General features: G+C 64.3%; 17 protein-coding genes and 1 riboswitch. Of the genes, 8 read left to right on the forward strand and 9 right to left on the reverse strand.

Annotation, left to right across the window (positions count from 1 at the left end):
* Positions 1 to 5: 5 nt before the first annotated feature.
* From ACOOE2_RS11420 to ACOOE2_RS11435, 4 genes are all read right to left on the reverse strand, one after another.
* A complete protein-coding gene (locus ACOOE2_RS11420; protein ID WP_420383124.1) occupies positions 6 to 2291 on the reverse strand; it encodes a TonB-dependent receptor in 2286 nt (761 codons plus the stop codon).
* Positions 2292 to 2317: 26 nt separating this feature from the next.
* A riboswitch (TPP riboswitch) is annotated at positions 2318 to 2427 on the reverse strand.
* A 222-nt stretch (positions 2428 to 2649) separates the two neighbouring features.
* Entirely contained in the window at positions 2650 to 3447 is a 798-nt protein-coding gene (locus tag ACOOE2_RS11425) for a VOC family protein (RefSeq protein WP_420383125.1), read from the reverse strand.
* Positions 3447 to 3908 (reverse strand): DoxX family membrane protein, encoded by a 462-nt coding sequence (locus ACOOE2_RS11430; protein WP_420383126.1) that lies wholly within the window; start codon positions 3906 to 3908, stop codon positions 3447 to 3449. Before ACOOE2_RS11430 ends, ACOOE2_RS11425 begins: the two co-directional genes overlap by 1 nt.
* Positions 3905 to 5467 carry an FAD-dependent oxidoreductase gene (locus tag ACOOE2_RS11435; RefSeq protein WP_420383127.1) on the reverse strand — a complete coding sequence of 521 codons (1563 nt, stop codon included), beginning with the start codon at positions 5465 to 5467 and terminating at the stop codon, positions 3905 to 3907. Before ACOOE2_RS11435 ends, ACOOE2_RS11430 begins: the two co-directional genes overlap by 4 nt.
* 239 nt (positions 5468 to 5706) lie before the next feature.
* Here ACOOE2_RS11435 and ACOOE2_RS11440 point away from each other — a divergent pair, with 239 nt between their 5' ends.
* The 3 genes from ACOOE2_RS11440 to ACOOE2_RS11450 all read left to right on the forward strand — a co-directional run bounded on the left by ACOOE2_RS11440 (position 5707) and on the right by ACOOE2_RS11450 (position 10541).
* The gene (locus ACOOE2_RS11440) at positions 5707 to 8385 is read left to right on the forward strand and encodes an MGH1-like glycoside hydrolase domain-containing protein (RefSeq protein WP_420383128.1); all 2679 of its coding nucleotides are present in this window, start codon (positions 5707 to 5709) and stop codon (positions 8383 to 8385) included.
* Complete coding sequence (locus tag ACOOE2_RS11445) at positions 8367 to 9236, forward strand: SDR family oxidoreductase (RefSeq protein ID WP_420383129.1); 870 nt, start codon at positions 8367 to 8369, stop codon at positions 9234 to 9236. Before ACOOE2_RS11440 ends, ACOOE2_RS11445 begins: the two co-directional genes overlap by 19 nt.
* 429 nt (positions 9237 to 9665) lie before the next feature.
* On the forward strand, positions 9666 to 10541 hold the full coding sequence (locus ACOOE2_RS11450) for a WecB/TagA/CpsF family glycosyltransferase (RefSeq protein ID WP_420383130.1): 876 nt from the start codon (positions 9666 to 9668) through the stop codon (positions 10539 to 10541).
* A 4-nt stretch (positions 10542 to 10545) separates the two neighbouring features.
* Here the strand turns inward: ACOOE2_RS11450 and ACOOE2_RS11455 are convergent, their stop codons facing one another.
* Positions 10546 to 11856: an O-antigen ligase family protein gene (locus ACOOE2_RS11455; RefSeq protein WP_420383131.1), complete on the reverse strand. Its 1311-nt coding sequence runs from the start codon at positions 11854 to 11856 to the stop codon at positions 10546 to 10548.
* A gap of 214 nt (positions 11857 to 12070) precedes the next feature.
* On the opposite strand from ACOOE2_RS11455, the gene ACOOE2_RS11460 reads away from it, so the two are divergent.
* From ACOOE2_RS11460 to ACOOE2_RS11475, 4 genes are read left to right on the forward strand one after another with little or no spacing between them, the layout of a single operon-like run.
* Entirely contained in the window at positions 12071 to 13057 is a 987-nt protein-coding gene (locus ACOOE2_RS11460) for a glycosyltransferase family 4 protein (protein WP_420383132.1), read from the forward strand.
* Positions 13047 to 16430 (forward strand): oligosaccharide flippase family protein, encoded by a 3384-nt coding sequence (locus tag ACOOE2_RS11465; protein ID WP_420383133.1) that lies wholly within the window; start codon positions 13047 to 13049, stop codon positions 16428 to 16430. The genes ACOOE2_RS11460 and ACOOE2_RS11465 overlap by 11 nt, the downstream gene beginning before the upstream one ends.
* The gene (locus ACOOE2_RS11470) at positions 16427 to 17461 is read left to right on the forward strand and encodes a polysaccharide pyruvyl transferase family protein (protein WP_420383134.1); all 1035 of its coding nucleotides are present in this window, start codon (positions 16427 to 16429) and stop codon (positions 17459 to 17461) included. The genes ACOOE2_RS11465 and ACOOE2_RS11470 overlap by 4 nt, the downstream gene beginning before the upstream one ends.
* Positions 17458 to 17985 carry a DapH/DapD/GlmU-related protein gene (locus tag ACOOE2_RS11475; protein WP_420383135.1) on the forward strand — a complete coding sequence of 176 codons (528 nt, stop codon included), beginning with the start codon at positions 17458 to 17460 and terminating at the stop codon, positions 17983 to 17985. Before ACOOE2_RS11470 ends, ACOOE2_RS11475 begins: the two co-directional genes overlap by 4 nt.
* Here ACOOE2_RS11475 and ACOOE2_RS11480 read toward each other — a convergent pair.
* The 3 genes from ACOOE2_RS11480 to ACOOE2_RS11490 are packed head-to-tail and all read right to left on the reverse strand — an operon-like array spanning position 17967 to position 22015.
* Positions 17967 to 20099, reverse strand: coding sequence for a GumC family protein (locus ACOOE2_RS11480; protein ID WP_420383136.1), 2133 nt, complete (start codon positions 20097 to 20099; stop codon positions 17967 to 17969). The genes ACOOE2_RS11475 and ACOOE2_RS11480 overlap by 19 nt on opposite strands.
* A 6-nt stretch (positions 20100 to 20105) precedes the next feature.
* Positions 20106 to 21395: an outer membrane beta-barrel protein gene (locus ACOOE2_RS11485; RefSeq protein ID WP_420383137.1), complete on the reverse strand. Its 1290-nt coding sequence runs from the start codon at positions 21393 to 21395 to the stop codon at positions 20106 to 20108.
* A gap of 32 nt (positions 21396 to 21427) precedes the next feature.
* Complete coding sequence (locus ACOOE2_RS11490; protein ID WP_420383138.1) at positions 21428 to 22015, reverse strand: polysaccharide biosynthesis/export family protein; 588 nt, start codon at positions 22013 to 22015, stop codon at positions 21428 to 21430.
* Between the two features lie 154 nt (positions 22016 to 22169).
* Between ACOOE2_RS11490 and ACOOE2_RS11495 the strand changes: the two genes are divergently transcribed.
* Positions 22170 to 22979 (forward strand): DUF72 domain-containing protein, encoded by an 810-nt coding sequence (locus tag ACOOE2_RS11495; RefSeq protein ID WP_420383139.1) that lies wholly within the window; start codon positions 22170 to 22172, stop codon positions 22977 to 22979.
* Here the strand turns inward: ACOOE2_RS11495 and ACOOE2_RS11500 are convergent, their stop codons facing one another.
* Entirely contained in the window at positions 22980 to 23807 is an 828-nt protein-coding gene (locus ACOOE2_RS11500) for a transglutaminase-like domain-containing protein (RefSeq protein ID WP_420383140.1), read from the reverse strand. It abuts the gene before it with no gap.
* Positions 23808 to 23814: the final 7 nt, after the last annotated feature.

Below are 23814 nucleotides of genomic sequence, written 5' to 3' on the forward strand. Positions count from 1 at the left end.
CGCCATCAGAACGCGCGCGACAGCGTGACCACGACCGCGCGGCCCGCGCCGATGTAATACGCCGGTGCCAATCCGGCGATCAGCGTGCCGTTGCGGCCGATCGTGTTGAGCGCATTGGTGCTGATCGCCTCGACCCCCGACAGCACGTGCGGGTTGGTCGCGTTGATCAGGTTCACGCGCAGATCGGTGCGTTTCTGGTCAATCAGGCCCGCCAGATGCACGCCGACCGACAGGTCGAGCGTCGCGTATCCCGGTACGCTCTCGTCGTTGGTGAAAGTCGAATATTGGCGCCCGACGTATTTCAGCGCGAAGCTGCCGAACAGGCGGCCATCGTCGTAGGTGCCGCCAAAGCCGGCCTGCAGCGCCGGGCTCGACACCGCGTGCTTGCCCGCGGTGGGGAGATCATCGCCACCTGCCGGCAGATCGTCGTCGATCCGCGCGTGGAGGACTTCGCCCGAAACATACAGGCTGACGCCTTTGGCCGGGCGATAGTCGACTTCGCCGTCGAGGCCGTACGAGGTCTGCGATCCGGCGTTGATTGTCGAATTGATCAGGGCGCCGTCCGCATCGATCACCGTGGCCAGTTGCCGGTTGCGGAAATGGTAGTGAAATGCCGTCAGCGAGGCCGAGACATTGGCGCCGATTACGCGGTAGCCCAGTTCTTCGGACACCGAATACTCGTTCTTCAGCGCAGGGTTGCCCTGCCCGCTCGGCATGCCGCTGTCATACGTGGTGTAGAGCGTGTATTCGTCCGGCGCGCGGAAGTTGGTGGTGACATTGGCAAAGAGCTGGCTCCGATCGTCGATCTTGTACCGCAGCGACGCGCGCGGGAGCGCGGCAAAGCTGGCGAAATGCACGCCCGCTTGCGGGCCGGGCAGGTAGTTCTGGCCGTTGTGCAGCACGCTGACGCCCTTGAACCCTGCTTCGAGCGTTAGGCGCGGGGTCAGCGCGATGCTGTCGGCCAGGAAGAACCCCTTGGTCACGGTCGTGGTGCGCTCGTCTTCATACGCGAGCAGCTGGCCGTCGGCGGTGTGGATCGCCTTGTCGGCATAACCCCAGATGTCGGTGGGCGTGCCGTCGGGATTGATCGAAGTGTAGGACTGGATGTCGTGGTCGGTGCCGTAATCGAGCCACAGGCCGGCGGTGACCGTGTGCACGCCCGTCTTCAGCGTCAATTTGGCGACATCGCCGGCGCGAAACTGCCGGCCGGTGTAATTGCCCAGTACGGTCGCCACCCCGTCTTCGGCGCCGGGCAGAGCGATCGGCCCCAGCGCCTGGGTGCCCTGATAATTGCCCGTGGTTGCCAGCTGCGTTCCGTAAGGCGAATTGCCATAGCCGAATTGCACATACGTCGTGGTGTCGAGTGTCAGGCGGTCGCCCAGCACCAGATGCACCGGCGCCGAAAAATACAGGTTGCGGAACGGGCTGCGGTATAGCCGCCAGTAATTGGTGTCGCCGTCGGTGTAGTGCTTGTCGTAGTTGAAGCCGCGGCCATTGGCCTGCCAATCGGCGAGGGTGGGGCTGGGGTATGTCGAGGTATCGGCCTGGTTGAACGACACCGCGATGCTTGCGCGATTGCCATTGCCCCATTCGTTCAACAGCTTGGCGTCGATATGGAACCTTGTGTCGTAACCGGCGCCGCGCCAGTTGTCGGCGCGGTTATCGGACACCGAGACGAACGCCTTCAGGTTGGTATGGGCGATTGTTCCGGTATCGACGCGGGCAAACGCGCGGCGTTCGTTGTACGATCCGAGCGACAAGTCGAGCAGCGCGCCGGCGCGTGCCCGGGGATCATCGAGCGTCAGCGACAGCAGGCCGCCTGCGCCGCCCACCGTAGGCGAGTCGATATCGGCCGCGCCCTGGCTCAGCGTGACCTGGCGGATGTTTTCGGCATCGGCGAATTGCGAGGGATAAGCGTAATAATAGCCGATATCGTTTTGCGGCGCGCCCTCGAGCAGGACGCCGATTTCGTCCTGCCCCAGCCCGCGCAAGGTCAGGCTGGAACTGACCGACAGGCCATACGGGTCGCTCGATGCGACATTGGCGCCGGGCAGCAGGCCGACCAGCTGGAACGCGTTGAATGTCGGCGCCTGCTTGCCGATGAATTCGGCCGAGATCGCGCTGACCGCCTTTGCTGCGGTCTGATCGGGCAATAGCCCTTCGGGATCGGGATGCCCGGTAACGCGGATCGTGTCAGCATCGTCGGACGGCGTCGCGGCAAACGCCGGGTTGGCCAGCAGCAGCACCGGCAAGGCAAGCAAAAGACAACGGGAATCAATATTCAAAGCCATCACGTCCACTCCACTGGAGGGACAACGGACTGGCCGCCAACCCTCCCTACGCCGGTGTCAACCGGATCAGGTTCAGCGGGTCGTGGGCTGCTGCCCACCTCTCAGCCGTGCGATAACGGCCCCCCGGGGATGGGTGGGCTTTAGGGGGCCCGATGCGCGATGTGAAGGGGTTTGTTACATATCCTCCCCGAAACGAAGAGGGGGGACCAGCAAAGCTGGTGGAGGGGCCTCTCCTGATTGGGGGGCGTTGCGATGACACGTTGGGTTGCGAGCGGTGCTCGCGTCCGTGATGTTTCGCCCGGCCGCGCCGCCCCTCCACCACGCTGCGCGCGGTCCCCCTCCCCGTTCCGGGGAGGATTTAGGAGATCGATCTGAGCGCGTGGATGTGGCCGTCGGGATCGCGCAGCAATGCGTTGCGATCGGCGTGCCATACGATCCGCGTCGCCGCGATGGCGTTGGGTATCGGCGGGGCGCATTTGCGCGCGCCGTGATAGCCCAGCAGTTCCAGATGCGCCGGCGTGCGCTCGGGCACCAGCGGCACGATGCCGACGACCACGTCGTCGATGCCATCGAGCGCGACCTGGGTCGGCCCCTGGTTCACGCCGCGCGTGCCCAGCTTCAGACCTTGTTCGGTGTAAAACGCAATGCTGCGCGCGACATCGGCAACCGCAATCGCGCTATGGTCCACGCCCAGTATCCCGGCGCCCGACCAGTCCGCGTTCGATCCGGCAGGAAACTCCAGAAATTCCAGCGGATGCCCCTCCGGATCGCGGAATTTGACCGCTGTTACGCCGCCCGATGTGGCGGGCAGCGTAACCGGGCCATCGCGGCTGATCGGCGTTGCGCCCGCTGCGACCGCGCGCGCCCATGCCGCCGCGATATCGGTGGTGACCAGCGCCAGATGCTGGAACACGGTGTCCGCGCCGGTCGTCCCGGCGGGATACGGCTGGCCCGGCTGGCCGTAGCAATCGAGTTCGACCACGCTGGGCCCGAGCGTCATCGCCAGCCGCGTGCCCGCCCCTGCCAGCCCGAGCAGCGCCATCTCGTCCGCGGCGATCGGCGCCGTAGCGCCGACGGTAAACCCGATCGCCCGGTAAAACGCTGCCAAGCGTTCGCTGTCGTGCGACACCAGCCGAAAGCCGGCGATGCTGCGCATCACGGCACTGTGCGATACGGATGGCTGGAGGCCAGCGGCGCGTGCAGAAACGGCGCCAGGCCATGTCCGTCGGTGCCGACCACGATCAGCAGAAACCCAGCGCCCAGCGACAGGTTCTTCAGGAAATCCCAGAACAGGCCGCGCCCTTTGCCGCTCGCGGACGCCCAGAAATCGCCCTGCGCCCAGAACTGCTTGTACAGCACCGCGGTCATCGCGCAGTACCCGGCCATCACAAATCCCGCCGCGCGGTCGGCGGTGCCGGTGATGATGCCCAGCGAACAGAATATCTCTATCCCCAGCCCGCACAGCAGCACGCCGGCACCCAGCAGGCGCGGTTTGAACACTTCCTGCGCCTGCGCCACCGCGCCCGAAAAATTGAGGATCTTGTCGAGCGCGCTGAACGGCAGGAACAGCAGCACCAGCCCGCACCGTACGATCAGCGCGGCAACCATCGCGGTCACAGCCCGGCCTTGATGATGTCGGCCACGCGCAGCGCGTTGGCAATGATCGTCAGCGTGGGATTGACCGCGCCGATCGACGGAAAGAAGCTGGCATCGGTCACATACAGATTGTCGACCTCGTGCGCGCGGCAATCGAGGTTGAGCACCGATGTCGCAGGATCGGTGCCGAACCGGCAGGTGCCCGCCTGATGCGCGGTGCCGGTCAGGCCGATGTCCTGACCCAGCGTTGCCGGGCGCGTGATCAGCTTGGCCGGCCAGCCGATTGTGTCGAGCACATCGCCCAGCTTGCGCTTGAGCCGGACCAGCGCCTCTGGGTTGGTTTCCACCAGATCGAGATGCACTTTACCGTCGCGGTAATACACCCGGTTGTCCGCGCGCGGCAGATCTTCCGATTGCAGCCAGAAATCCATCGAATGCTTGGCGATCTGGTCGAACGGCAGATCGGGCAGCCATTCCAGCCATTTGGGCAGCACTTCGGCCTTGATCTGGTCGAGGTGCGTCGTCGCGCACATCTGGACGAGGCCCAGCGGGAACTCCCAGTCATCGGACCCGAAATAGTAATCGCTGAATGCCAGCGTCTTTTGAAACACCGTGGGGTTTTCATGCGTCATGATCGCCATGACCACGCTCATTTCGTGACGCATGTAATTGCGCCCGACCTGATCTGACCCGTTGGCGAGGCCCGCCGGATGCTGCGCATTGGCCGAGCGCAGCAGCAGCAGCGCCGACGACAGCGCGCCGCATGCCACGACCACGGTATCGGCCGAATAGACCTCCTCCACCCCGCCGCGCGTTACGTGTACGCCTGTTACGCGACGGCCATTGGCATCGGTTTCCAGGTGCGAAGCATAAGCCCCGGTCAGTAACGTGACGTTGGGATAGGCGGCCAGCGTGGGATCGATACACAGCACTTGCGCATCGGCCTTGCCGTTGAGCAGGCACGGAAATCCGTCGAAATACGCGCAACGAATACACGTGCTGGTCGGTGTCGCGGTGCCATCGGCCTTCTGGTCGAGCAGGATGCCCAGCGGCAGGTGGAACGGTTTCAGCCCGATATCGGTCAGCTTGTCCGACAATTCGGCGACTTTCGCCTCGTGCATGACCGGCGCGTAAGGATATGCGACCGTACTTGGCGGCTCGGTCGGGTCTTCCCCGCGCCGGCCGTGGACGTGGAACAGCGCTTCGGCCTCATCGTAGTATTTTTCGAACGATGCATAGCCCAGCGGCCATGCCGGCGACACGCCGCCGGCATGCGTGATCTCGCCGAAATCGCGCTCGCGCAGCCGCAACAGCGCCGCGCCATACACCTTGGAATTGCCGCCAACGCAGTAATGCAGCGCCGGGCTGAACGGTTTGCCGTCGATATCGGTCCAGGTCTCATCGGCTTGGTACTTGTTGTCGACGAACACCGCCCTGGCGTCCCAATTGTCGGTTTCGCGCGGCAGATATTCGCCGCGTTCCAAAATCAGGATGCGTTTGCCGGTGGGCGCCAATCGCTGCGCAAGCGATGCGCCGCCCGGACCGCTGCCGATCACGATCACATCATAATGGTCGGCCATGGTTTGCTCCGCTCGATCCAAGCCGAATCAACGCGCGTCGGCACACGCCGCTGCCATACCAGTTCGGCGCGGCCGGACCACATCCTCGCAAGGGCGGTCAAACAAAGAGCGTGGAGCGTTCTACGGGCACGGCATTGTCCCGAAAGTTCCTGGGCACCGATCGAAATGTTCGCGACCGAAAGTCGTTTACAAACCCGCGCGTCGTTGCGAGGTAACGGCCACCATCTAAAGGACCCAGCATGACCGACAGCGAACATCAAAGAGTCGCGGCCATGCATGGCGACCGCGCCTGGCGCTGCTGGGGCCCATACCTGAGCGAGCGGCAATGGGGCACCGTGCGCGAGGATTACAGCGCCGACGGCAATGCCTGGGACTATGTGTCGCACGATCACGCGCGCAGCCGCGCCTATCGCTGGAGCGAGGACGGGCTGGCCGGATTTTCAGACGATCGCCAGCTGATCTGCATGGCGCTGGCGCTGTGGAACGGCAACGATCCGATCCTGAAAGAGCGGCTGTACGGGCTGACCAATGCCGAGGGCAACCACGGCGAAGACGTCAAGGAATTGTACTGGTATACCGACGGCGTACCCAGCCACGCCTCAATGCGGATGCTGTACAAGTATCCGCATGCCGCATTTCCCTATGATGCGCTGAAAACGATCAATGCCGCCCGCGGCCTCGATGAACGCGAATACGAGGTCGGCGATACCGGCGTGTTCAACGGCGGTCGCTATTTCGACGTTACGGTCGACTATGCCAAGGCAGCGCCGACCGACGTGCTGATGCAGATCAGCGTGACCAATCGCGGGCCCGATGCCGCCGCCATCCACGTGCTGCCGCATGTGTGGTGCCGCAACACCTGGAGCTGGGAAGACGGCGCGCCGCGCCCGATCCTGCAGGCCGATCCGGCCGGCGGCCTGTCGCTGGGCCACCCGATCCTGGGCCAGTACCACTGGTATTGCGATGCGACCGACGCGCCGCTGCTGTTTTGCGAAAACGAAACCAACCCCGGGCGCATTTTTGGCACGCCCAAGCCAGGCTGGTGGAAAGACGGTATCAACGATGCGGTGGTGAGCGGCCATGCCGATGCCGTAAACCCCGCGCAGATGGGCACAAAGGCCGCCGCGCATGTGACGATGACGCTGGCGCCGGGCGAAACGCGGCTGGTCCGCGTGCGGCTGCGCGCCGAGCCTGTCGCGACGCCGTTTGCGGATTTCGACACGATCATCGCGCAGCGCCAGGCCGAGGCCGACGCGTTTTATGCCGTGGTCCAGCGCGGTATTGCCGATGCCGACATGCGACTGGTCCAGCGCCAGGCGCTGGCGGGCATGCTGTGGAGCAAGCAGTTCTACGGCTATGATGTATGGCGGTGGCTGACCGGCGATCCCGGTCAGCCGGCACCACCGGCGGGGCGCGGCAAGCTGCGCAATGGTGGATGGCAGCATCTGGCCACCGGCAATGTCGATCCGACCTTGGGCGGGGATATCATGTCGATGCCCGACGCGTGGGAATATCCGTGGTTCGCCGCATGGGACCTGGCATTTCAGGCGGTAACCTTTGCGCTGATCGATGCGCAGTTCGCCAAGGCGCAGATGCTGTTGCTGACCCAGCCGCGCATGATGCACCCCAATGGCCAGATGCCGGCCTATGAGTGGAATTTCAGCGATGTGAACCCGCCGGTCCATGCCTGGGCCGCGTTGCGCATCTTTACGATGGACCGCAAGGCGACCGGCATTGCCGATTATGACTTCCTGCGCCGGGTTTTCCAGAAACTGCTGCTGAATTTCACCTGGTGGGTCAATCGCGAGGATGCCGAAGGCAACAACCTGTTCGAGGGCGGGTTTCTCGGGCTCGACAACATCGGCGTGTTCGACATGCGCCAGCCGCTGCCCGGCGGCGGGACGCTGGAACAGACCGACGGCACCGCGTGGGCGGCGATGTTTGCGCTCGGGCTGATGCGGATCGCGATCGAGCTGACCTCGGTGGATCCCGGCTATGAAGACATGGCCAGCAAATTCTTCGAACATTTCATCTATATCGCCGATGCGATCCACGGCCAGGTCGACGGCAGCGCGCTGGGGCTGTGGGACGAGCAGGACCAGTTCTATTACAACATGCTGCTGATCCCCGATGTGGCGCCCGAAAAACTGCGCATCCGCTCGATCGCGGGGCTGTTGCCGATCCTGGCCAGCGCAGTGCTGCCGCTCGATTTCGATCGCAATCTGCCCAGCTTTGCCGCGCGCGCGCGCTGGTTCCTGACACATCGCCCCGATTATGCCGCGCTGGTGTCCGACTGGGACACGCCCGGGCCCAATGGCCATCGCCTGCTGTCGCTGGTGCGCAAGCATCGCCTGAATGCCGTGCTGACGCGGATGCTCGACGAGGGCGAGTTCCTGTCGCCCCATGGCATCCGCTCGGTGTCGAAGACGCATCTGGCCAACCCCTATCTGTTCGAATACGCCGGCGAACAGTTTTCGCTGAAATACGAGCCCGGCGAAGGCGAAACACGGATCTATGGCGGCAATTCGAACTGGCGCGGGCCGGTGTGGATGCCGGTCAATTACCTGCTGATCGAAGTCCTGCGCGAGCTCGACGATTTCTACGGTGATCAGTTCAGCATGCCGGTGCCCACTGACGGGGGCACGGCAATGACCTTGCGCGGCATCGCCGATACTCTGTCCGGGCGCCTGCAGAGCCTGTTCCTGAAAGACGCCAACGGCGCGCGGCCTTATACCGCCGACGATCCGCTGGCAGCGCACGATCCCGCCTTTGCCGATCTTGTTCAGTTCAACGAATATTTTCATGGAGACACCGGGCGCGGCCTCGGTGCCTCCCACCAGACCGGCTGGACCGGCCTTGTCGCCCTGCTCATCGACCAGAATGCAAAGGATCAATCGCCATGCCACAATCCCCAGTGATCGCGCCCACACCGACCGCGAATCGCGATCCGGTGCCGTTGCCGCCCCTGCCCAAGCTGTTGACCGGGCAAGTCGCGCTGGTGACCGGGGCCAATTCGGGCATCGGCGCAGCGGTTGCCCTGGCGCTTGGCCAGGCCGGCGCGCATGTCGCGGTCAATTATGTTTCCGGCGATGACAGCGCGGCGGCGGTCGTCGCACAGATTGCGGCGACCGGGGTGAAAGCCAAGGCCTACAAGGCCGACGTATCCGACGAAGGCCAGGTCCAGGCGATGTTTGCCGCAGCCATCGCCGATTTCGGCACGGTCGATATCCTGATCGCCAACGCCGGGCTGCAACGCGATTCCGCGTTTACGTCGATGACGATGGCCGAGTGGCAGACGGTGCTGAATGTCAACCTGACCGGACAATTCCTGTGCTCGCGCGAAGCGGTCAGGGAATTCGTGCGGCGCGGCGTCGTGCCCGAGGTTAGCCGCGCAGCGGGCAAGATAATCAATATGAGCAGCGTTCACCAGGTCATTCCCTGGGGCGGACATGTCAACTATGCGACGTCCAAGGGCGGCATTCACATGATGATGGAAAGCATGGCGCAAGAGCTTGCGCCGCAGCGCATCCGCATCAACGCGATCGCGCCCGGCGCGATCCGCACGCCGATCAACACCGAGGCGTGGAACACGCCCGAGGCCTATGACCGGCTGATGACGCTGGTGCCTTACGGCCGCATCGGCGAACCCGAAGACATCGCGCAGACCGCCGCGTGGCTGGTGTCGGACCATGCCGACTACATCGTCGGAACGACGATCTTCATCGATGGCGGCATGACTTTGTACCCCGGCTTCGCCACCAACGGTTAACCAAACCGGGGCCCCCGCCCCTGTTTGCCGGTACGGTAATTGCAGCGCCGCCGCGCCGGAAACGGAGCGGCGGCGCAATTTTGTGTGCACGCAATCCGCACAATTGCGCGCGAATTCGGCAGATTCCACGGCGCCAGACCACAACCGTCAAAATGGAATTGATTACCGTGGCGTAACGCCAAGCAATGACTATGGTTGAGATCCTAGTCGAAAATCGAACATCAGCCAAGTGATGGCGGCAATACTGTGCCGTCTTCGCGTTGGATAGGCACGTGGGGACCTCCACATGACAAACCGCAAATACGGTGCAGCATACCTGTGCCCGTTATTATTGCCGATATCCAAATTCACCGTATTTTTTTCATGCATGGCGGCGCATCACTGCGAACCAATTTCCGGCTTGGCGCTGTGACTATGGTGGAAGGGCAGATGCTGGCTCCTCCAGCCAGCCAGTTCTACCCGCCCGATACGCCCGAGCCCGGCCTGTTTTTCTCACCGCCGGGGCGCGTCGATGCCTATCGCACGCAAACCTGTTCCGGCCTGCCCGCAACACGCATCCTGGGCGTTCCGGTCAATGCGATCAGCATTCCGGTGGCAGTCGACACGATCATGTCGTGGGCCGAGCAGCGAATCAGCCAATATATCTGCGTGCGCGATGTGCATGGCATCATGCTGGGTCGCGACGACCCCGCGCTGACCGACATTCATGCCCAGGCCGGACTGATCACGCCCGATGGCATGCCGCTGGTATGGATCCTGAAAGCGCGCGGGTACAAGCAGACCGAACGCGTATGCGGTGCCGATCTGGTCGCGGCGCTATGCCGCGCATCGCAGGACAACGGTGTGCGCCATTACCTGTATGGCGGAAAACCGGGCGTTGGCGAGCGCATGGCAGCCGAATTGACCGCGCTGTTTCCCGCCTTGCAGATCGTGGGCACCAGCACGCCGCCCTTTCGCCCGCTTACCGTGATCGAGGACGAAATGGTCACCGACCAGATCGCCAGCGCGCGACCCGATATCGTGTGGGTGGGCCTGTCCACGCCCAAGCAGGAATTCTGGATGCGCGATCATGTTGGCCGCATTCCCGGTGCGACGCTGATCGGCATCGGCGCCGCGTTCGATTTCTACGCCGGCGATGTCCGGCGCGCGCCGATCTGGATGCAGCGCAGCGGGCTCGAATGGTTGCACCGCCTGCTGCACGAGCCGCGCCGGTTGTGGCGGCGTTACCTGATCCTGGCACCGAAATTCGTCTTCCTGGTCGGACGCAACCGGCTGATGCGCAAATTGGGAAAACGCACCGGCTAGAGCGTCAGACCGTCGCCATACCCAGCGCTTTTTTGCGGTGCGTGATCGCCATCATCAGCATGATCGTCGAATACATGATCGAATCGTAGATCAGGTTCTGCACCAGCGAAATCAACATTACGTAGATCATGAAGCATGTTGCCGAAAATCCGAACGTCCAGTTTTCCGGGGCCCGGATGCGCGTGGCGAAATAGACCTGGTCACACAGGAACAGCACGTACAACAGGCATGCCGGCACACCGAATTCATAGATCATCCGCACGTAATCATCATGCGGCGGACGAGAAATCGTGCTGGTGCCCCAGGGCTGTTCCGCCGACCCTGCGCCATAGCCGGTCAGCGGGGCCTGGCTCGCCGCCTCCAGCAGATGGCGGGACTGTGCAATCCGTTCGGAAAACGTGTCCTGTGACTGGCCGAACCGGTCCACGCCGCCCAGATCCGCAAACCGCGCCAGGACGACCGGCGCCGCGAGCAGCGCGAGGACTGCGGCAAACGACAGGACCTTGGCCAGGTTGAAGTACCGACGGTACAGCGCAATCCCGATCGCGGTGGCGGACACAGCGCAAATCCACGAGCCGCGATTGCGCGACAGCACGATCGCCAGCACGATTGCCGCAAGCAGCGCCCGCATGCCTTTTTCGCCCGGGGGAATGGCAAAAGGCGTGACCAGGAACGCGCCCATGCACAGGAAAATGCCATAGGCATTGGGGTCGATGATGGTGCCGACCGGGCGCATCGCGTGCACCATCGCATCGACCGCATAATCGTAGGACCACCCGGCCAGCGATTGCGCAATGCCGACCGACACCGGGACGATCAGGAAGGCCGCGAGCAGCCTGGGCAATTGCCGGAAATCGTCATCGGTGCGCAGCCCCGCATACGCACCCAGATATACACCGACCGGCAGGATGAATTTCAGCGTGGTCGTTACAAAACCGCCGGCCTGGCCGGGATTGAACGCCGCAAATGCCACCGTGCTGACGATCATCGTGGCAGCGACAGCAATCAGGCTGAACACCGGCAGCACACGCGGCAATCGTGCCGAGACAAACGCATGGTACAGCCCGATCACGGCCCACAGCGACAGGAATGCCGGAACGAAAAACGGGATGCTGCCGATGCCCGGGATATGGAGATAGGCCGCGACGGATACGATCGAGCGATAGATCAGGAACCATATCGTCGCGTGCAGCGGACGCCGGACAAAAATCAGCAGGCTAAGGCAGAACAGCGGGAGCGTAGCAAAAATGACCCCCGAAAACTGCTCCATCCGCCCGCCCTGCACCGCCCCGGTCGCACCTGGATAGGCAGCCATCCCATCCCTGCCAAGGCGCCGACCGCGCTTCGCTCCAAATCGGGCGCGATAGACCATTTGCACCGCCTCCACCGGCCGATACGTCTGGGCTCTCGACAGCATGGGGGGTCCTATCGCGAAACCGATCGCCGTTTGCCACATCTCGCCATTGCGCCGCACCCGGGGCGGTGTGACGTCGGTGGTAATGAGCTATGTCGCGGCCACGGACTGGCCGGTGAGCATATGCCATATCGAACCCCACCGCGACGGCACGCCAATGCAGAAATTGTGGCATGTGCTGCGTGCATTTGCCCGCGCGCTCGTGCTGTCGCTATCCTCGCGCCGGTTCGACGTGCTGCATGTTCACATCGGCGATTTTCCCAGTCTGTATCGCAAGATGCTGGTCGCCTGGCCTTTGTTTGCCTTTGCACGCTGCCCAAGCGTGTTGCATATGCACGGCGCAGCATTCCTTGCCGAATATGCGCGGCAGCCGGCATTCGGCCGGTGGCTGGCCAGGCGTTTCATCGCCCGGTTCGATCTGGTGATCGCGTTGTCCGACCAATGGCGTGCCGATCTGGTCGCGCGGTTTACGATCGCGCGGATCATCGCCCTGCCCAATGCCGTGCCGGTTCCTGCCGAACCGCCACCGCGCGACCTGGCGGCTCCGCGCGCCTTTCTGTTCCTTGGCCTGATCGGCGCGCGCAAAGGCGTGATCGATCTCGTGCAGGCGGCGCATGGCCTGGCCGCGCAAGATGCCTCGTTCACGCTGGCTATCGGCGGAAATGGCGATAGCACCAGGCTTTGCGCGGTCATCAAGGCCTACGACCTTGCGCAACGCGTGACGTATCTCGGCTGGATCGACAGCGCGGCGCGGGACAGGATCATTCGCACATCGCATGTGCTTGTCCTCCCTTCCTATGCCGAAGGTGCGCCGATGGCGATCATCGAAGCGATGGCCGCCGGCATGCCGATCATCGCAACGCGCGTCGGTGCCATTCCCGAACTGGTCGAACACGGCCACAACGGCCTGCTGATCGAGCCGGGCGACGTTGACGCACTGACTGCCGCGATGGCCACGCTCGCGCGTGATCCGGACCTGTGCGCGCAAATGGGCGCCAGGTCGCATGCCATCGCGCACGAGCGCCTGTCGCTGCCTGCGCACAAGACTGCGCTGATCGCGGCCTATCGCTCGCTGCTTGCCGGGGCCGGCCATGGCGACTGAAGCGCTGTCGGGCCGCAAGATGGCGTCGAGCTTCGCGTGGTCATCGCTTGAAAACGGCGGGGCGCAACTCGCGCAGATCGCGGTATTTTTCATCGCCGCGCGGATCCTTGCCCCCGAAGACATCGGCCGCGCCAGCCTGGCGCTGGTGATCGTGCAGGCATTCCAGAGCATCGTGGCGGCCAGTATCAACGGTACGATCGTCAGCGCCCCCGCCGAAGCCTGCGAGGCGATAACCACCGCCGCCAGCCGGCTGGTGCTGGCGCTGGGCGCGATGCAGCTCGCGCTCGTCATTGTCGCCGGTGCCGCCTTTGTCGCGGCGGGGGGCACGTTGTCGGTCGCCGGCCTGTTCGTCGTTCCCGCGCTGGCCAATCTGTGTCTCGCGCTTGGCGCTGCGCATCAGGCACGGCTGACGCGCGCGCTGGCCATGCGCGCGCTGGCCATGCGCACGTTGATCAGCGTCGGGGTGGCCGGGTGCTGCGGCATCGCGCTGGCGGTGCTGAAATGCGGTGCCTATGCCATCGTGTTGCAGGCGCTGATCCAGGCCGCGACGGGCACCGCGCTGTTGCGCTACTTCAGCCCGTGGCGGCCGGTTTTGCGCGTTACCGCCGCCGACTATCGCGCGGTCCTGCGGTTTGCTCGCCATCTGTTTGCCACCGGCACGCTGAATTTCGTCGTGGGCAATGCCGATCTGGCGATTGTCGGCGCGGTTCTGGGCGTGCGCGCGGCGGGGATCTATGCGGTTGCCCGGCGGGCGCTGTTTGCGGCCAATGGCCTGATCTCGACGCCGCTGTACCAGGTGTCGCTGTCGATTTTTTCGCGGCTGCAGGATACCCCGCGCGAACTGGACCGCCAATTCCTGGCACTGATCGCCAGCACGTCGCTGATTACGGTGCCGCTGTTTTTTGCCGCGGTCGGCCTGGCCGATCCGCTGGTTCGGCTGTGTTTCGGCGCGAGATGGATCGAGGCGGCGCCGGTCATGATGATCCTGATGCCCGCGGGCGCGCTGCAATCGCTGGGGATATACAACCAGGCTGTGGCGGTTGCGACCGGGCGGCCGCATTTGCAGACTCGTCTTGCGCTCGCCAATGCCGCCGTCGCCATACCGGTGCTGATCGTGATGGCGCCGCACGGCACGATCGCAGTCGCCACCGGGTATACGCTGGCGACATATCTGGTCTATCCGGCCTCGATTGCGGTCGTCGCGCGATCGAGCGGTGTGACCTTCGGGCGCTACCTCTTCGCGATTGCGCCGGCGTTTGCCAGCGGGGCCGTCGCCGGGCTTGCGGCCTATGCGGTGCAGCACCTGACCGGGCCATCGCCGCTGATCAGGCTTGGCGCAGCCGCGGCTGCGGGCGCGTTGGGCTATTGCGTCGTAACGATCACGCTGGCGCGCGCGACGGTCTTCAGCGCGCTGGGGACGATCCTGACACGCCCTGCGCCAACCGCAAAAAACGCGCCCGCAACCGGCGGGCCACCAATATCGGTGGTGATCGCACTCTATAACAAACGCGCCGATATCGCCGACACGATCGCCAGCGTACTGCGCCAGACGCATGCCGATTTCGAACTGATCGTGATCGACGATGGATCGACCGATCGTGGCGGCGACGTGGTCGCAGGCTTTGCCGATCCGCGCATCCGGCTGATGCGGCAGGACAACCAGGGCGCAGCGGCAGCGCGCAACGCCGGCTGGCAGAGGGCGGCTCATGCCCATGTCGCCTTCCTCGATGGCGATGATCTGTGGGATGCTGATTATCTGGCCACGATCGCGCGGCTGATCGGCGATTTTCCGCAATGCGCCGCCTATGCCACGAGCTATCGTCGCGAGCGTGGCGGCGCGATTGCCGCGACCCGGCTGCACCACGGCCTGACGCGCGGTATGATGCCTGCGTATTTTATTGCCGCGACCAAAGGGCAGCAGCCGTTTTTTACCTCGACGGTCTGCGTGCGCCGCGATGCGCTGGCACAGCTCGGCGGGTTTGCGCGCGGGGTCAGCCATGGCGAGGATCTAGATCTGTGGGGCCGGATCGCATTGCACCACACAATCGCGTTCGATCCTGTGCCAAAGGCCACCTATCGGATGAGCGCGACGAACCGCGCGATGCACCGGTGCCCGCCGCTCGGCTGGCATTTTCGCGTATCGGCGCGAGAATTCCGCGCGCAGCATCCCGGCCGGGCGATGCCGCCCGGGCTGGACCGGCATATCGATCATATCGAGCTCTATCATGCCGCGCTCAACCGCCCGCACACCCCGGGCGCCGACATCCGCAAGGCGCTGCGCGTGATCCGCTGGCGCCATTTCCCGCTGCGCAAGGCCAGGATCTGGGTAGCCAGCGTGTTTGCAGGGTCTGGCGGGCCATTTGTGCGCGTGACCGCGCTGGCGATCGTCGCCGGCGGGTCGCTCGCGCCGCACGCGGCCGATCCGGCACCGGCCATGTGGTTTTCTGCGCAGTCGCCCTGGAACATGCCGATCGGCGCGGCGCCCCTTGCCCCGTATTCCGCCGCCGCCCTGCACCGCTATCTGGCGCGCGGCCATTCGGTCAACATGAACTGGGGCAGCGCGGGGGTCTATGTGCTGTATCCCGGTGCCGGCACTCGCACGATGGCGCTACCTTTCTACAGCGGTGGAGGCATCCGTTGGCATATCCCCGATGCGCCGATCACGCCCGATCTGATCGCGGCGGCCACCTATCGCCTCGCCCGTCACAACACCGACGGCATGACATGCGTGGTGGACACGCCGCGCAACCGACTGCTCAGTTTCTGGCAGCCCCGGCCCAGCGCCGATGGCATCGCCATCACCACCGGCGGAATAACGCCGATGACAGGAGTGGGCTGGTCCCGGATCGGCCCGCAACTGCCGAGCCCGGGCCGCGCGGCCGGTGCCAGCTATTGCGGAGGCCTGATCCGCGAGGCCGAAATGCGCCACGGCGAAATCCGGCATGCGCTGGCACTGGCCTGGACCAAGGATCTGATCCGTGCGCCAGGATCGCCATGGGGCGCGGTGCAATATCCGGCAACCGTCAGCGACGGTACCGATACGATCATGCCCGCATCCATCCCGATGGGCGCGCGCATTCAGCTCGATCCCGCGCTGTCCGATACCGCGCTCGTGGCGCTGGGTCTCGCGCGCCCGGCGGATCTGGTCATTGCCCATGCGCTGCAACGCTATGGCGGGTATGTGATCGATTCCAACAGTGCCACGATGGGCGGATCGATCTATTTCGAAAGCCGGCAGGACAACGGCGATGCGGTCTATGCGGCAACCAACCCCTGGCCGCTGGCGGTGATCGCGCGGATGCGCTTTGTCGCGCCGCCGCGATCCGTGCCGCTGGATACGCAGGCGCCGGCGCGGGATACCCCTGCGCGATGAACCTGCATTATTTTTTCGGCCACGAAAACAATATCGGCGATGCGCTGAACGCGTGGCTCTGGGATGCGCTGCTGGCCGATCGTGCCACGCGGGCCGAAAATGTCCGGCTGTGCGGGATCGGCACCATTCTCAATCACACTCTGCCGACCGACAGGCCCCTGGTGATCATGAGCAGCGGCGTCGGTTATGGCCCCCTGCCCGTTGATCGCGCGCAAAATTGGGATGTGGCCGCGGTGCGTGGGCCGCTGTCGGCGCATTGCCTGAACCTGGATCGCGACAAGGCGATTACCGATGGCGCGATGCTGCTGTCGCTTTTGCCCGGTTCCGCGCCGGCGCCGCGGCGCAGCGGGATACTGTTCATCCCGCACTACATGGCGGTGGACGGGGCGGCGTGGCCGCAGGCCTGCGCGATGGCCGGTATCGAATTCGTCGATCCGCGATCGGATTCGCACGCGATCATCGCGAAAATCCGCTCGGCGGAACTGGTCATCGCCAACGCGATGCACGGCGCGATCCTGGCCGATGTGCTGCGCACACCATGGATTGCGGCCACATTCGATCCCATGTCCAACAGCTTCAAATGGAATGACTGGTGCCTGTCGATGGACTTGCGCTACCGCCCCCACACGCTGCGGCCAAGCACTCTGTACGATGCGGTGAAACACCGCGCATTGCCGCGCAGCGGTGATGACCTGCCCCATCCGGCGCGCGGGATCGCCGCGCTGTCGCGCCAGTTCCAGCACAGCAATCGCGCGGCTGGCCTTGGCACCAGACTGCTTTATCGCAAGATCGCCAGTCGCGCCGTCCGCGAGATCGCAGCGCGCCTGGATACGCTGGAACAGCGATTTGCCACCGGGCCGTCGCAGCGGCGCATCGCCGAGGCAGCGGCAGCACTGCATGCACTGGCCAGCGCGCCGGCGATGTTGAGCGACGAGCGTGTGTTCCACCGCCAGCGCGAGCGCATGGCCGGCGCATTGCTGACGATGGCAACCCGCTATGGCCTGGCCTTGCACAGCGGGCTGGGGTTGTGACCCTGGCCGGCTATCGCGAGGCGCGGCGCGCGGACCGCCTGGCCAATGCGCACAATTCCAAGGGTCGCCTGATCGTTTCCGCCTACCGGTTTACCGCATTCCTCCATGCCAACCGCGCGCGCAACGTCGCAACAAGGATCGCCGCAGCGATCGTGCACGCCACGTACCGTGGGGTCGTCGATTACGCGATGGGCGTGTACCTGCCGGTCGAGGCGCGCATCGGCAAAGGGCTGTGCGTGTGGCACGGCGTCGGGCTGGTGGTGCATCCGGACTGCGTGATCGGCGATTCCTGCACATTGCGCCACGGGGTGACGATCGGGTCGCGCGACGGCAGCGCGGCGGCGGTACCGGTCATCGGCGCGCATGTCGTATTCGGCGCCAATGCCGTGGTGATCGGGGGCGTGACGCTGGGCGATCATGTCGTGGTCGGCGCGGGCGCTGTCGTCCTATGCGATGTGCCCGCAGGATCGCTGGTCGTCGGCAATCCGGCCATCGTCCGCCCGGTTCAGGCGCGCCCTTCGTAATATTTGGCATAGGCTGCCGAATTGTACGCGGACGAACCATAGGCATGGGCCATCGGCTCGACCATGGAATAGACCACGCCGATCAGATTGGCATGATCCGATTGCAGCCCGCTGATCGCGGCGCGCACCGCCGCCTGCGGCGTTGCCTTCCATTTGACGATCAGCACCACTGCGTCGGCCAACGCGGCGAGGAAGCGCCCGTCGGCCAGCCCGACCAGCGGCGGCAGGTCGAGAATGATCGTATCGTACCGCCGGGCCAGTTCGTCCAGGACACCGTGAAACCGGTCGCTGCCGAACAGGTTTTCCGACGTGAAATGCGGCCTGCTGACACCCAGCACATCGAGCCGCGCCTGATCGGTCGAGCGGATCGCGCCGTCCAGCGTCGCCGCGCCCGACAGCACCTCGACAAGTCCGGCGGCAGGCGGCGCGGCAGCAATCAGGCGGTTCAGCCGGGCGCTGCGCACGTCGGTATCGAGAATGATCGTGCGCGCGCCGTTTATCGCCATCGTGCGCGCCATTGCATAGGCCGTCGTGGTCTTGCCCTCGTTGGGCAGCGCCGAAGTGACCGCAATGATCTTGTACGGATTGTCGCCCTTGACCCCCAGGATCGTCGCGCGGGCGTTGCGCAGCGCTTCGGCATATTGCGATGTCGGCCGCGACACGAGCAGGTCGGCGGGTCGCGCGGTATTCTTTACCAGCGGAATTGCCGCGATCAGCCTCTGGCCCAGATCACCCTCGATATTCTGCACACTGGTCAGTCCGCTGACCATCACTTCCTGCGCCGCAATCACCACCAGGCCCAGCACCGTGCCCGCGATCAGCGACAGCGCGATCATGGCCGACCATCGCGGAAAATACGGGGCGTCGGGCACGCGCGCAGCTTCGATGATCTGCGCCTGGGCAAATGAAGACTGGCTGGCCTGGCGCGTGTCCATCGTCGCCGCCGCCATGCGGTCGTACGCCGCATGCTTGCTGTCGGCATCGCGCTGCAGGCTTTGCAAGGTGACCGATGCCTCGATCTCGGCCGCCTTGCGGCTGCGCAAGCCCTCCATCGCGCCATGCAGGCTCGCTGCCTGCGCCTGTGCCGCGCCGGCCTCGGAATCGAGCGAGGCAATCACCCGCTTGCCCTCGATCGCCAGCTGCTGGTCGATCTGCGCGATCTGTTCGCGCACCTTGATCAGATCGGGATAGGCCTCGCCATAGCGCTGCTGCATGTCGGCCAGCGATTGCATCAGCACCATCCGCTGGGTCTTGAGATCGATGACCGTCCGGGATTCACGCACGTCCGCAATCGTATCGGGCTTTCCGCCCGCAACCGACCGGCGTGCTGAGGCGGCCCTGGCCTGCGCCTGCGCCGCAACGCTTTGGGTCGTGGCCATCGTGACAGACAGCGGGCCGATCTGCTGATCGGTGATCGAGCCCACCGTGTCCGACTTGGCGATCAGGCCGGTCCTGGCTTCGACTGCCGCCACTTTTGCGTCGGCCGCCTGCGCGTCGCTGGCCAGCTGGTTCAGCTGGCTCTGGAAAAACACCGACTGTTTCGACGCGGTGCCGGTGGTGTTGTTGACCATGCCGTCGAGGTAGGCTGCGGCAAATTCGTTGGCCACCCGCGCCGCCATTTCGGGGCTTGTCGACGAATAGCGGATCGAGATCACATACGTCATTTTCTCGCGCGCGATGGTCAGGTGCTTTTCGAGCCAATTCGCCACGACGTCGATCTGCTGGTCGGCAGAAAGCGCGGAGTTGTGCGCCAGTGCGCGCGCGACTTCGGCCTTGGCCTGCGGATCGCGCATCAGCTGCAGCCGCGTGATCACCGCGCGGGCCAGATCGAGCGATTGCAGCGCGGTCACCCGTGTTTCGATTGCCTCGCTGGCCAGGTCGGCCTGCGGGCCGTTGCGGCTTTTCGACAGCGGATCCTGGCTGGGATCGATCTGGACCAGCACGGTGCCATAATAGCGCGGCGCGATCAGATACGTCAGGTTGACCCCGATCAGCATGACGATCAACGCGATCGTGACGAGCACCAGATAGCGCCGACGCAACACATCGCGGACCGCGCGGACGACGTCGCCCAGACGCGCCTCATAGACATCGGGGAGTGATGAAACCGCCATGCCCGGTCAGATCCCGACCTGCAGTGCGACCGAACCGACAAACTGTCCGAACGGCGCGCCGGCAAGGCCGCCGTTGGTGGTCGATTTGCCGTAGCCCAGGTTGATATCGGCGTTGAAGCGGCGGTCGAATTTGACCTTGCCGACCAAGCTCGCCTGATAGAACGTACGCCGCCGCGGATCTTCGACAAACGCCTGGTTGCCGTAATACAGCCGCGCCGACACGATCACGTTCCGGCGCAACGCGTGATCGACATCGCATTCGACGTGGCTGTCGTAATACGCGACCGACACCCCGCTGTTGGCATCGCGCAGCAGCCGGTACGCCGACCCGGTCACGGTCGTCATTGCCGAAGGAAACACCTCGATCTTTGCCTGCACGGACAACCCGCCGGGATCGGGAAACGCGCCGCTGGTATAATCGCGGCGCGAATAGCCGATGCCGAGCGCGCCACGCGCGACGCCAGACCAGTCGAGACTGACGCCGCCGACAACGGCCGCGCCGGTCGAATTGCGGTCGGACAGGCCCATAGCGCCGGTATAGCGGTATCTCACCGCATCTAGGCTGACCTGGCTGTAGACGGCAAGACCGGGGCTAAGCGCGTATTCTGCCTGCACCAGTTCCCGGTCATTGCGATTGTCGCGGTATGCCTGGTCGATTGCCCCCGCCGCCGCTGCCCGCAACGGCGCATAACCCTGTACCGCATGCTCGTATTGGGCGGTGACCCGCAAATGCCCCCGGGTCCAAGCGCCTTTCACCGAGGCGGTGACCTGGTCGTACTGGCTCAGCACGGCAAACACGCCGCCGACCACGCTCGCATAGGGGTTTTCGGTAAAACGGCCCGCCTGCACCAGCGTCGTCACAGTGAGCGCATCGGTCATATCGAGGCGACCGCTGACATAGGTCGCCCAGGTGTTGCGATCGAGCACGGCATAACGGGCATCGCGGCGGATCTGATCGGTCGCATAGACCTGGACCAGCGCATTCGACCAGTCCGACGTTACGAACACGGTCGGCTGGATCAACGCGGCAATATCGGCGTGCTTGTCGAAATCGTTGAAGAAAACATTTGAATTGACCTGTGTCGTTGCGGTCAGGCTCGGAAAGACCCGAAAATCCCCGGCGCTGATGCCCAGCGGATCGTAGTCAGGCTGCGGCGTTTCCGCCACGCCGACATTGCGGCCACGATCGTAGTCGGGCAGGACGACGGAATCTTGCAACGGCTGTATCGCCAGTTGCGCCAGGGACGGTTGCGGCGCCAGGCTAAAGCCCAATCCCAACATCGCAACGCGTGCCATCAGCCGTGCCATACATGTTCAGCCGCGCCCGATCAGAACAGGCGCTCGGCAACGCGGATCGTGTCGCCGGGCCAGATCCGCAGATCGGGCGTCAGCGCAAATTCCTGTTCGCGCACCTGGCCAAAGCGGCGGATATAGATGATCTTCTTGCGTGCGCGCGGGGTCAGCCCCTGCGACGTGGCGATCGCGCTCATCGCGGTCAGGCCCGCAACATAGGCGAATTGTCCCGGCGTGCGCACTTCGCCCAGGATGAAAAACGGACGGTACACCGTGACTTCGGCCGAGACGCGAGGCACGCGCAGGAAATTTCGGCTGCGATAGGCCGCCTCGACCGCTTCGGCCGCTTCGCCCACGGTCTTGTCCTGCACTGTGGTCGGCCCGATCAGCGGCAGCGACAGATTGCCTGCGGAATCGACGATGAAATCGCCGCTCAATTGCGGTTCGTTGAACACGATGACGTGCACTTTGTCACCGCCGCCCAGCCGGTATGCCTCCGTGGGCACGCTGCCCGCCTGATAGCGGTCTCCGCTGGCGATCACCGTGTCGCGCGCAACAGCGGGTGCCGCAGCCCATGCCATGACCAGCAAGCCAAAACAGATTGTGCCGGGCCGAAATGCCACTCAAGTCACCCCCGTGCTGAATAGAGATCAAGCATAAGGGAACGCCAACGCGTTGGCCAGAATTGGAGCGCACGAAAACCTTTATGTTTTCAAATGATTGCGAGTTTGGATGCATCAGTTGACGCACCCTGGCCACGTGCGGCATTCAGGTGCGATGAAAACGACATCTTCATCCGCCGGCACAATCCGCATCGGCATTGGCGGCTGGACATACGAGCCGTGGCGCGGCGCGTTCTTTCCGGCAGACCTGGTGCAGAAACGCGAGCTGGAATATGCCAGTCGCAAGCTGACCTCGATCGAGGTCAACGGCACATTCTACCGCTCGCAAAAGCCCGAGACATTCGCGAAATGGCACGACGAGACGCCGGACGGTTTCGTGTTTGCGCTCAAGGCACCGCGCTATGCCACCAACCGCCGTGTGCTGGGCGAAGCAGGCGAGAGCATCGAGCGTTTCGTCAACAGCGGAATTACCGCGCTCAAGGACAAGCTTGGCCCGATCAACTGGCAATTTGCGCCGACCAAGCCATTCGATCCCGCCGACTTCGCGGCGTTCCTCAAACTGCTGCCCGCGTCGCACGAGGGGCGTGCGCTGCGCCATGCGATCGAAGTGCGGCATGACAGCTTTCGCAACGCCGAATTTGTCGCGATGGCGCGCGAATACGGCGTGGCCGTGGTCTTTTCGGGGGACAGCAAACATCCGCAAATCGCCGACCTTACCGCGCCGTTCGTCTATGCGCGGATCATGGGCACCAGCGAGGACGATGCGCTCGGCTATGGTTCGCCCGCGCTCAACAAGTGGGCCGAGCGCGCGGCGCAATGGGCCGGGGGCGAGTGTCCGCCGGGGCTGGACCTTGTCGCATCCCCGGCCGAAATCGCACCGCGCGACGTTTATCTCTACGTCATCAGCGGGTTCAAGGAACGCAATCCGCAAGCCGCGATGGCGCTGATCGAGCACCTTGCCTGATCAGGCGGCGTTGCGCAGAGCCTCATCGACCACTTCGTATGTCGTGACTTCGAACTTGGTCAGCCAGGCGTTGCCGAAATTGGTCGTGATCGCGACATCGGTCGCATCGCGGCCACGCGCCATCACGATCCGGCCGATGCGGGGCATGTTGTGCCGCGCATCGTACGTATACCAGTCGCCATCGACGAAGACTTCGAACCAGGCGCTGAAATCCATCGGCGCATCGCACACCGGCACGCCGATATCGCCAAGATATCCGGTACAATACCGCGCCGGAATATTCATGCAGCGGCACATCGTCACTGCCAGATGCGCAAAGTCGCGGCAGACGCCAACGCCTTCCTGATACCCTTGCGCGGCCGTGCGCGTGTTGCGCGCATACTGGTACCCGAACGTGATGTGGTTGTGGACCCAGTCGACGATGCTTTCGATCAGCGCGCGCCCGGTCAGCCCGCCAAACAGCCACCAGGCGGTCTGCATCAGCTGGTCGGTTTCGCAATAGCGGCTGGCGAGCAGGAAGGGCAGCACATCGGCCGGCAATTCGTGCACGTCATGCACCGGCACATCGGGCGCGCGGGTGTCGGGCAGGCCGCTGTCGGCGATGATGAATTCGCTGTGCAGCGAACCGCCGCCTGCCGGCAGCGCGAACCGTGTCGCCGTGTTGCCGAATGCGTCGACGTAGTTGTAGCTCGGCACATTGGGCGAAATGACCAGGCTCTGCCGTGTCTGCAAGTCGCGATTGCGCGAGGGGTGTACACTCAGCAGAGCGGACATGGGTGTGCGGGCGTTGGTGCCGAACGCGATATCGAAACCGGCCTTGATAAGCATGGTATTG

This window comes from Novosphingobium sp. (genome assembly GCF_965214355.1).
GTDB lineage: Bacteria > Pseudomonadota > Alphaproteobacteria > Sphingomonadales > Sphingomonadaceae > Novosphingobium.

Excerpts from the sequence above, each read along its gene's own strand:
- ACOOE2_RS11500 (WP_420383140.1), bottom strand. The coding sequence starts at position 23,807 with ATGCTTATCAAGGCCGGTTTCGATATCGCGTTCGGCACCAACGCCCGC.
- ACOOE2_RS11455 (WP_420383131.1), bottom strand. The coding sequence starts at position 11,856 with ATGGCTGCCTATCCAGGTGCGACCGGGGCGGTGCAGGGCGGGCGGATG.
- ACOOE2_RS11485 (WP_420383137.1), bottom strand. The coding sequence starts at position 21,395 with ATGGCACGCGTTGCGATGTTGGGATTGGGCTTTAGCCTGGCGCCGCAA.
- ACOOE2_RS11465 (WP_420383133.1), top strand. The coding sequence starts at position 13,047 with ATGGCGACTGAAGCGCTGTCGGGCCGCAAGATGGCGTCGAGCTTCGCG.
- ACOOE2_RS11435 (WP_420383127.1), bottom strand. The coding sequence starts at position 5,467 with ATGGCCGACCATTATGATGTGATCGTGATCGGCAGCGGTCCGGGCGGC.
- ACOOE2_RS11420 (WP_420383124.1), bottom strand. The coding sequence starts at position 2,291 with ATGGCTTTGAATATTGATTCCCGTTGTCTTTTGCTTGCCTTGCCGGTG.
- ACOOE2_RS11450 (WP_420383130.1), top strand. The coding sequence starts at position 9,666 with ATGCTGGCTCCTCCAGCCAGCCAGTTCTACCCGCCCGATACGCCCGAG.
- ACOOE2_RS11495 (WP_420383139.1), top strand. The coding sequence starts at position 22,170 with ATGAAAACGACATCTTCATCCGCCGGCACAATCCGCATCGGCATTGGC.
- ACOOE2_RS11440 (WP_420383128.1), top strand. The coding sequence starts at position 5,707 with ATGACCGACAGCGAACATCAAAGAGTCGCGGCCATGCATGGCGACCGC.
- ACOOE2_RS11470 (WP_420383134.1), top strand. The coding sequence starts at position 16,427 with ATGAACCTGCATTATTTTTTCGGCCACGAAAACAATATCGGCGATGCG.
- ACOOE2_RS11480 (WP_420383136.1), bottom strand. The coding sequence starts at position 20,099 with ATGGCGGTTTCATCACTCCCCGATGTCTATGAGGCGCGTCTGGGCGAC.
- ACOOE2_RS11445 (WP_420383129.1), top strand. The coding sequence starts at position 8,367 with ATGCCACAATCCCCAGTGATCGCGCCCACACCGACCGCGAATCGCGAT.
- ACOOE2_RS11425 (WP_420383125.1), bottom strand. The coding sequence starts at position 3,447 with ATGCGCAGCATCGCCGGCTTTCGGCTGGTGTCGCACGACAGCGAACGC.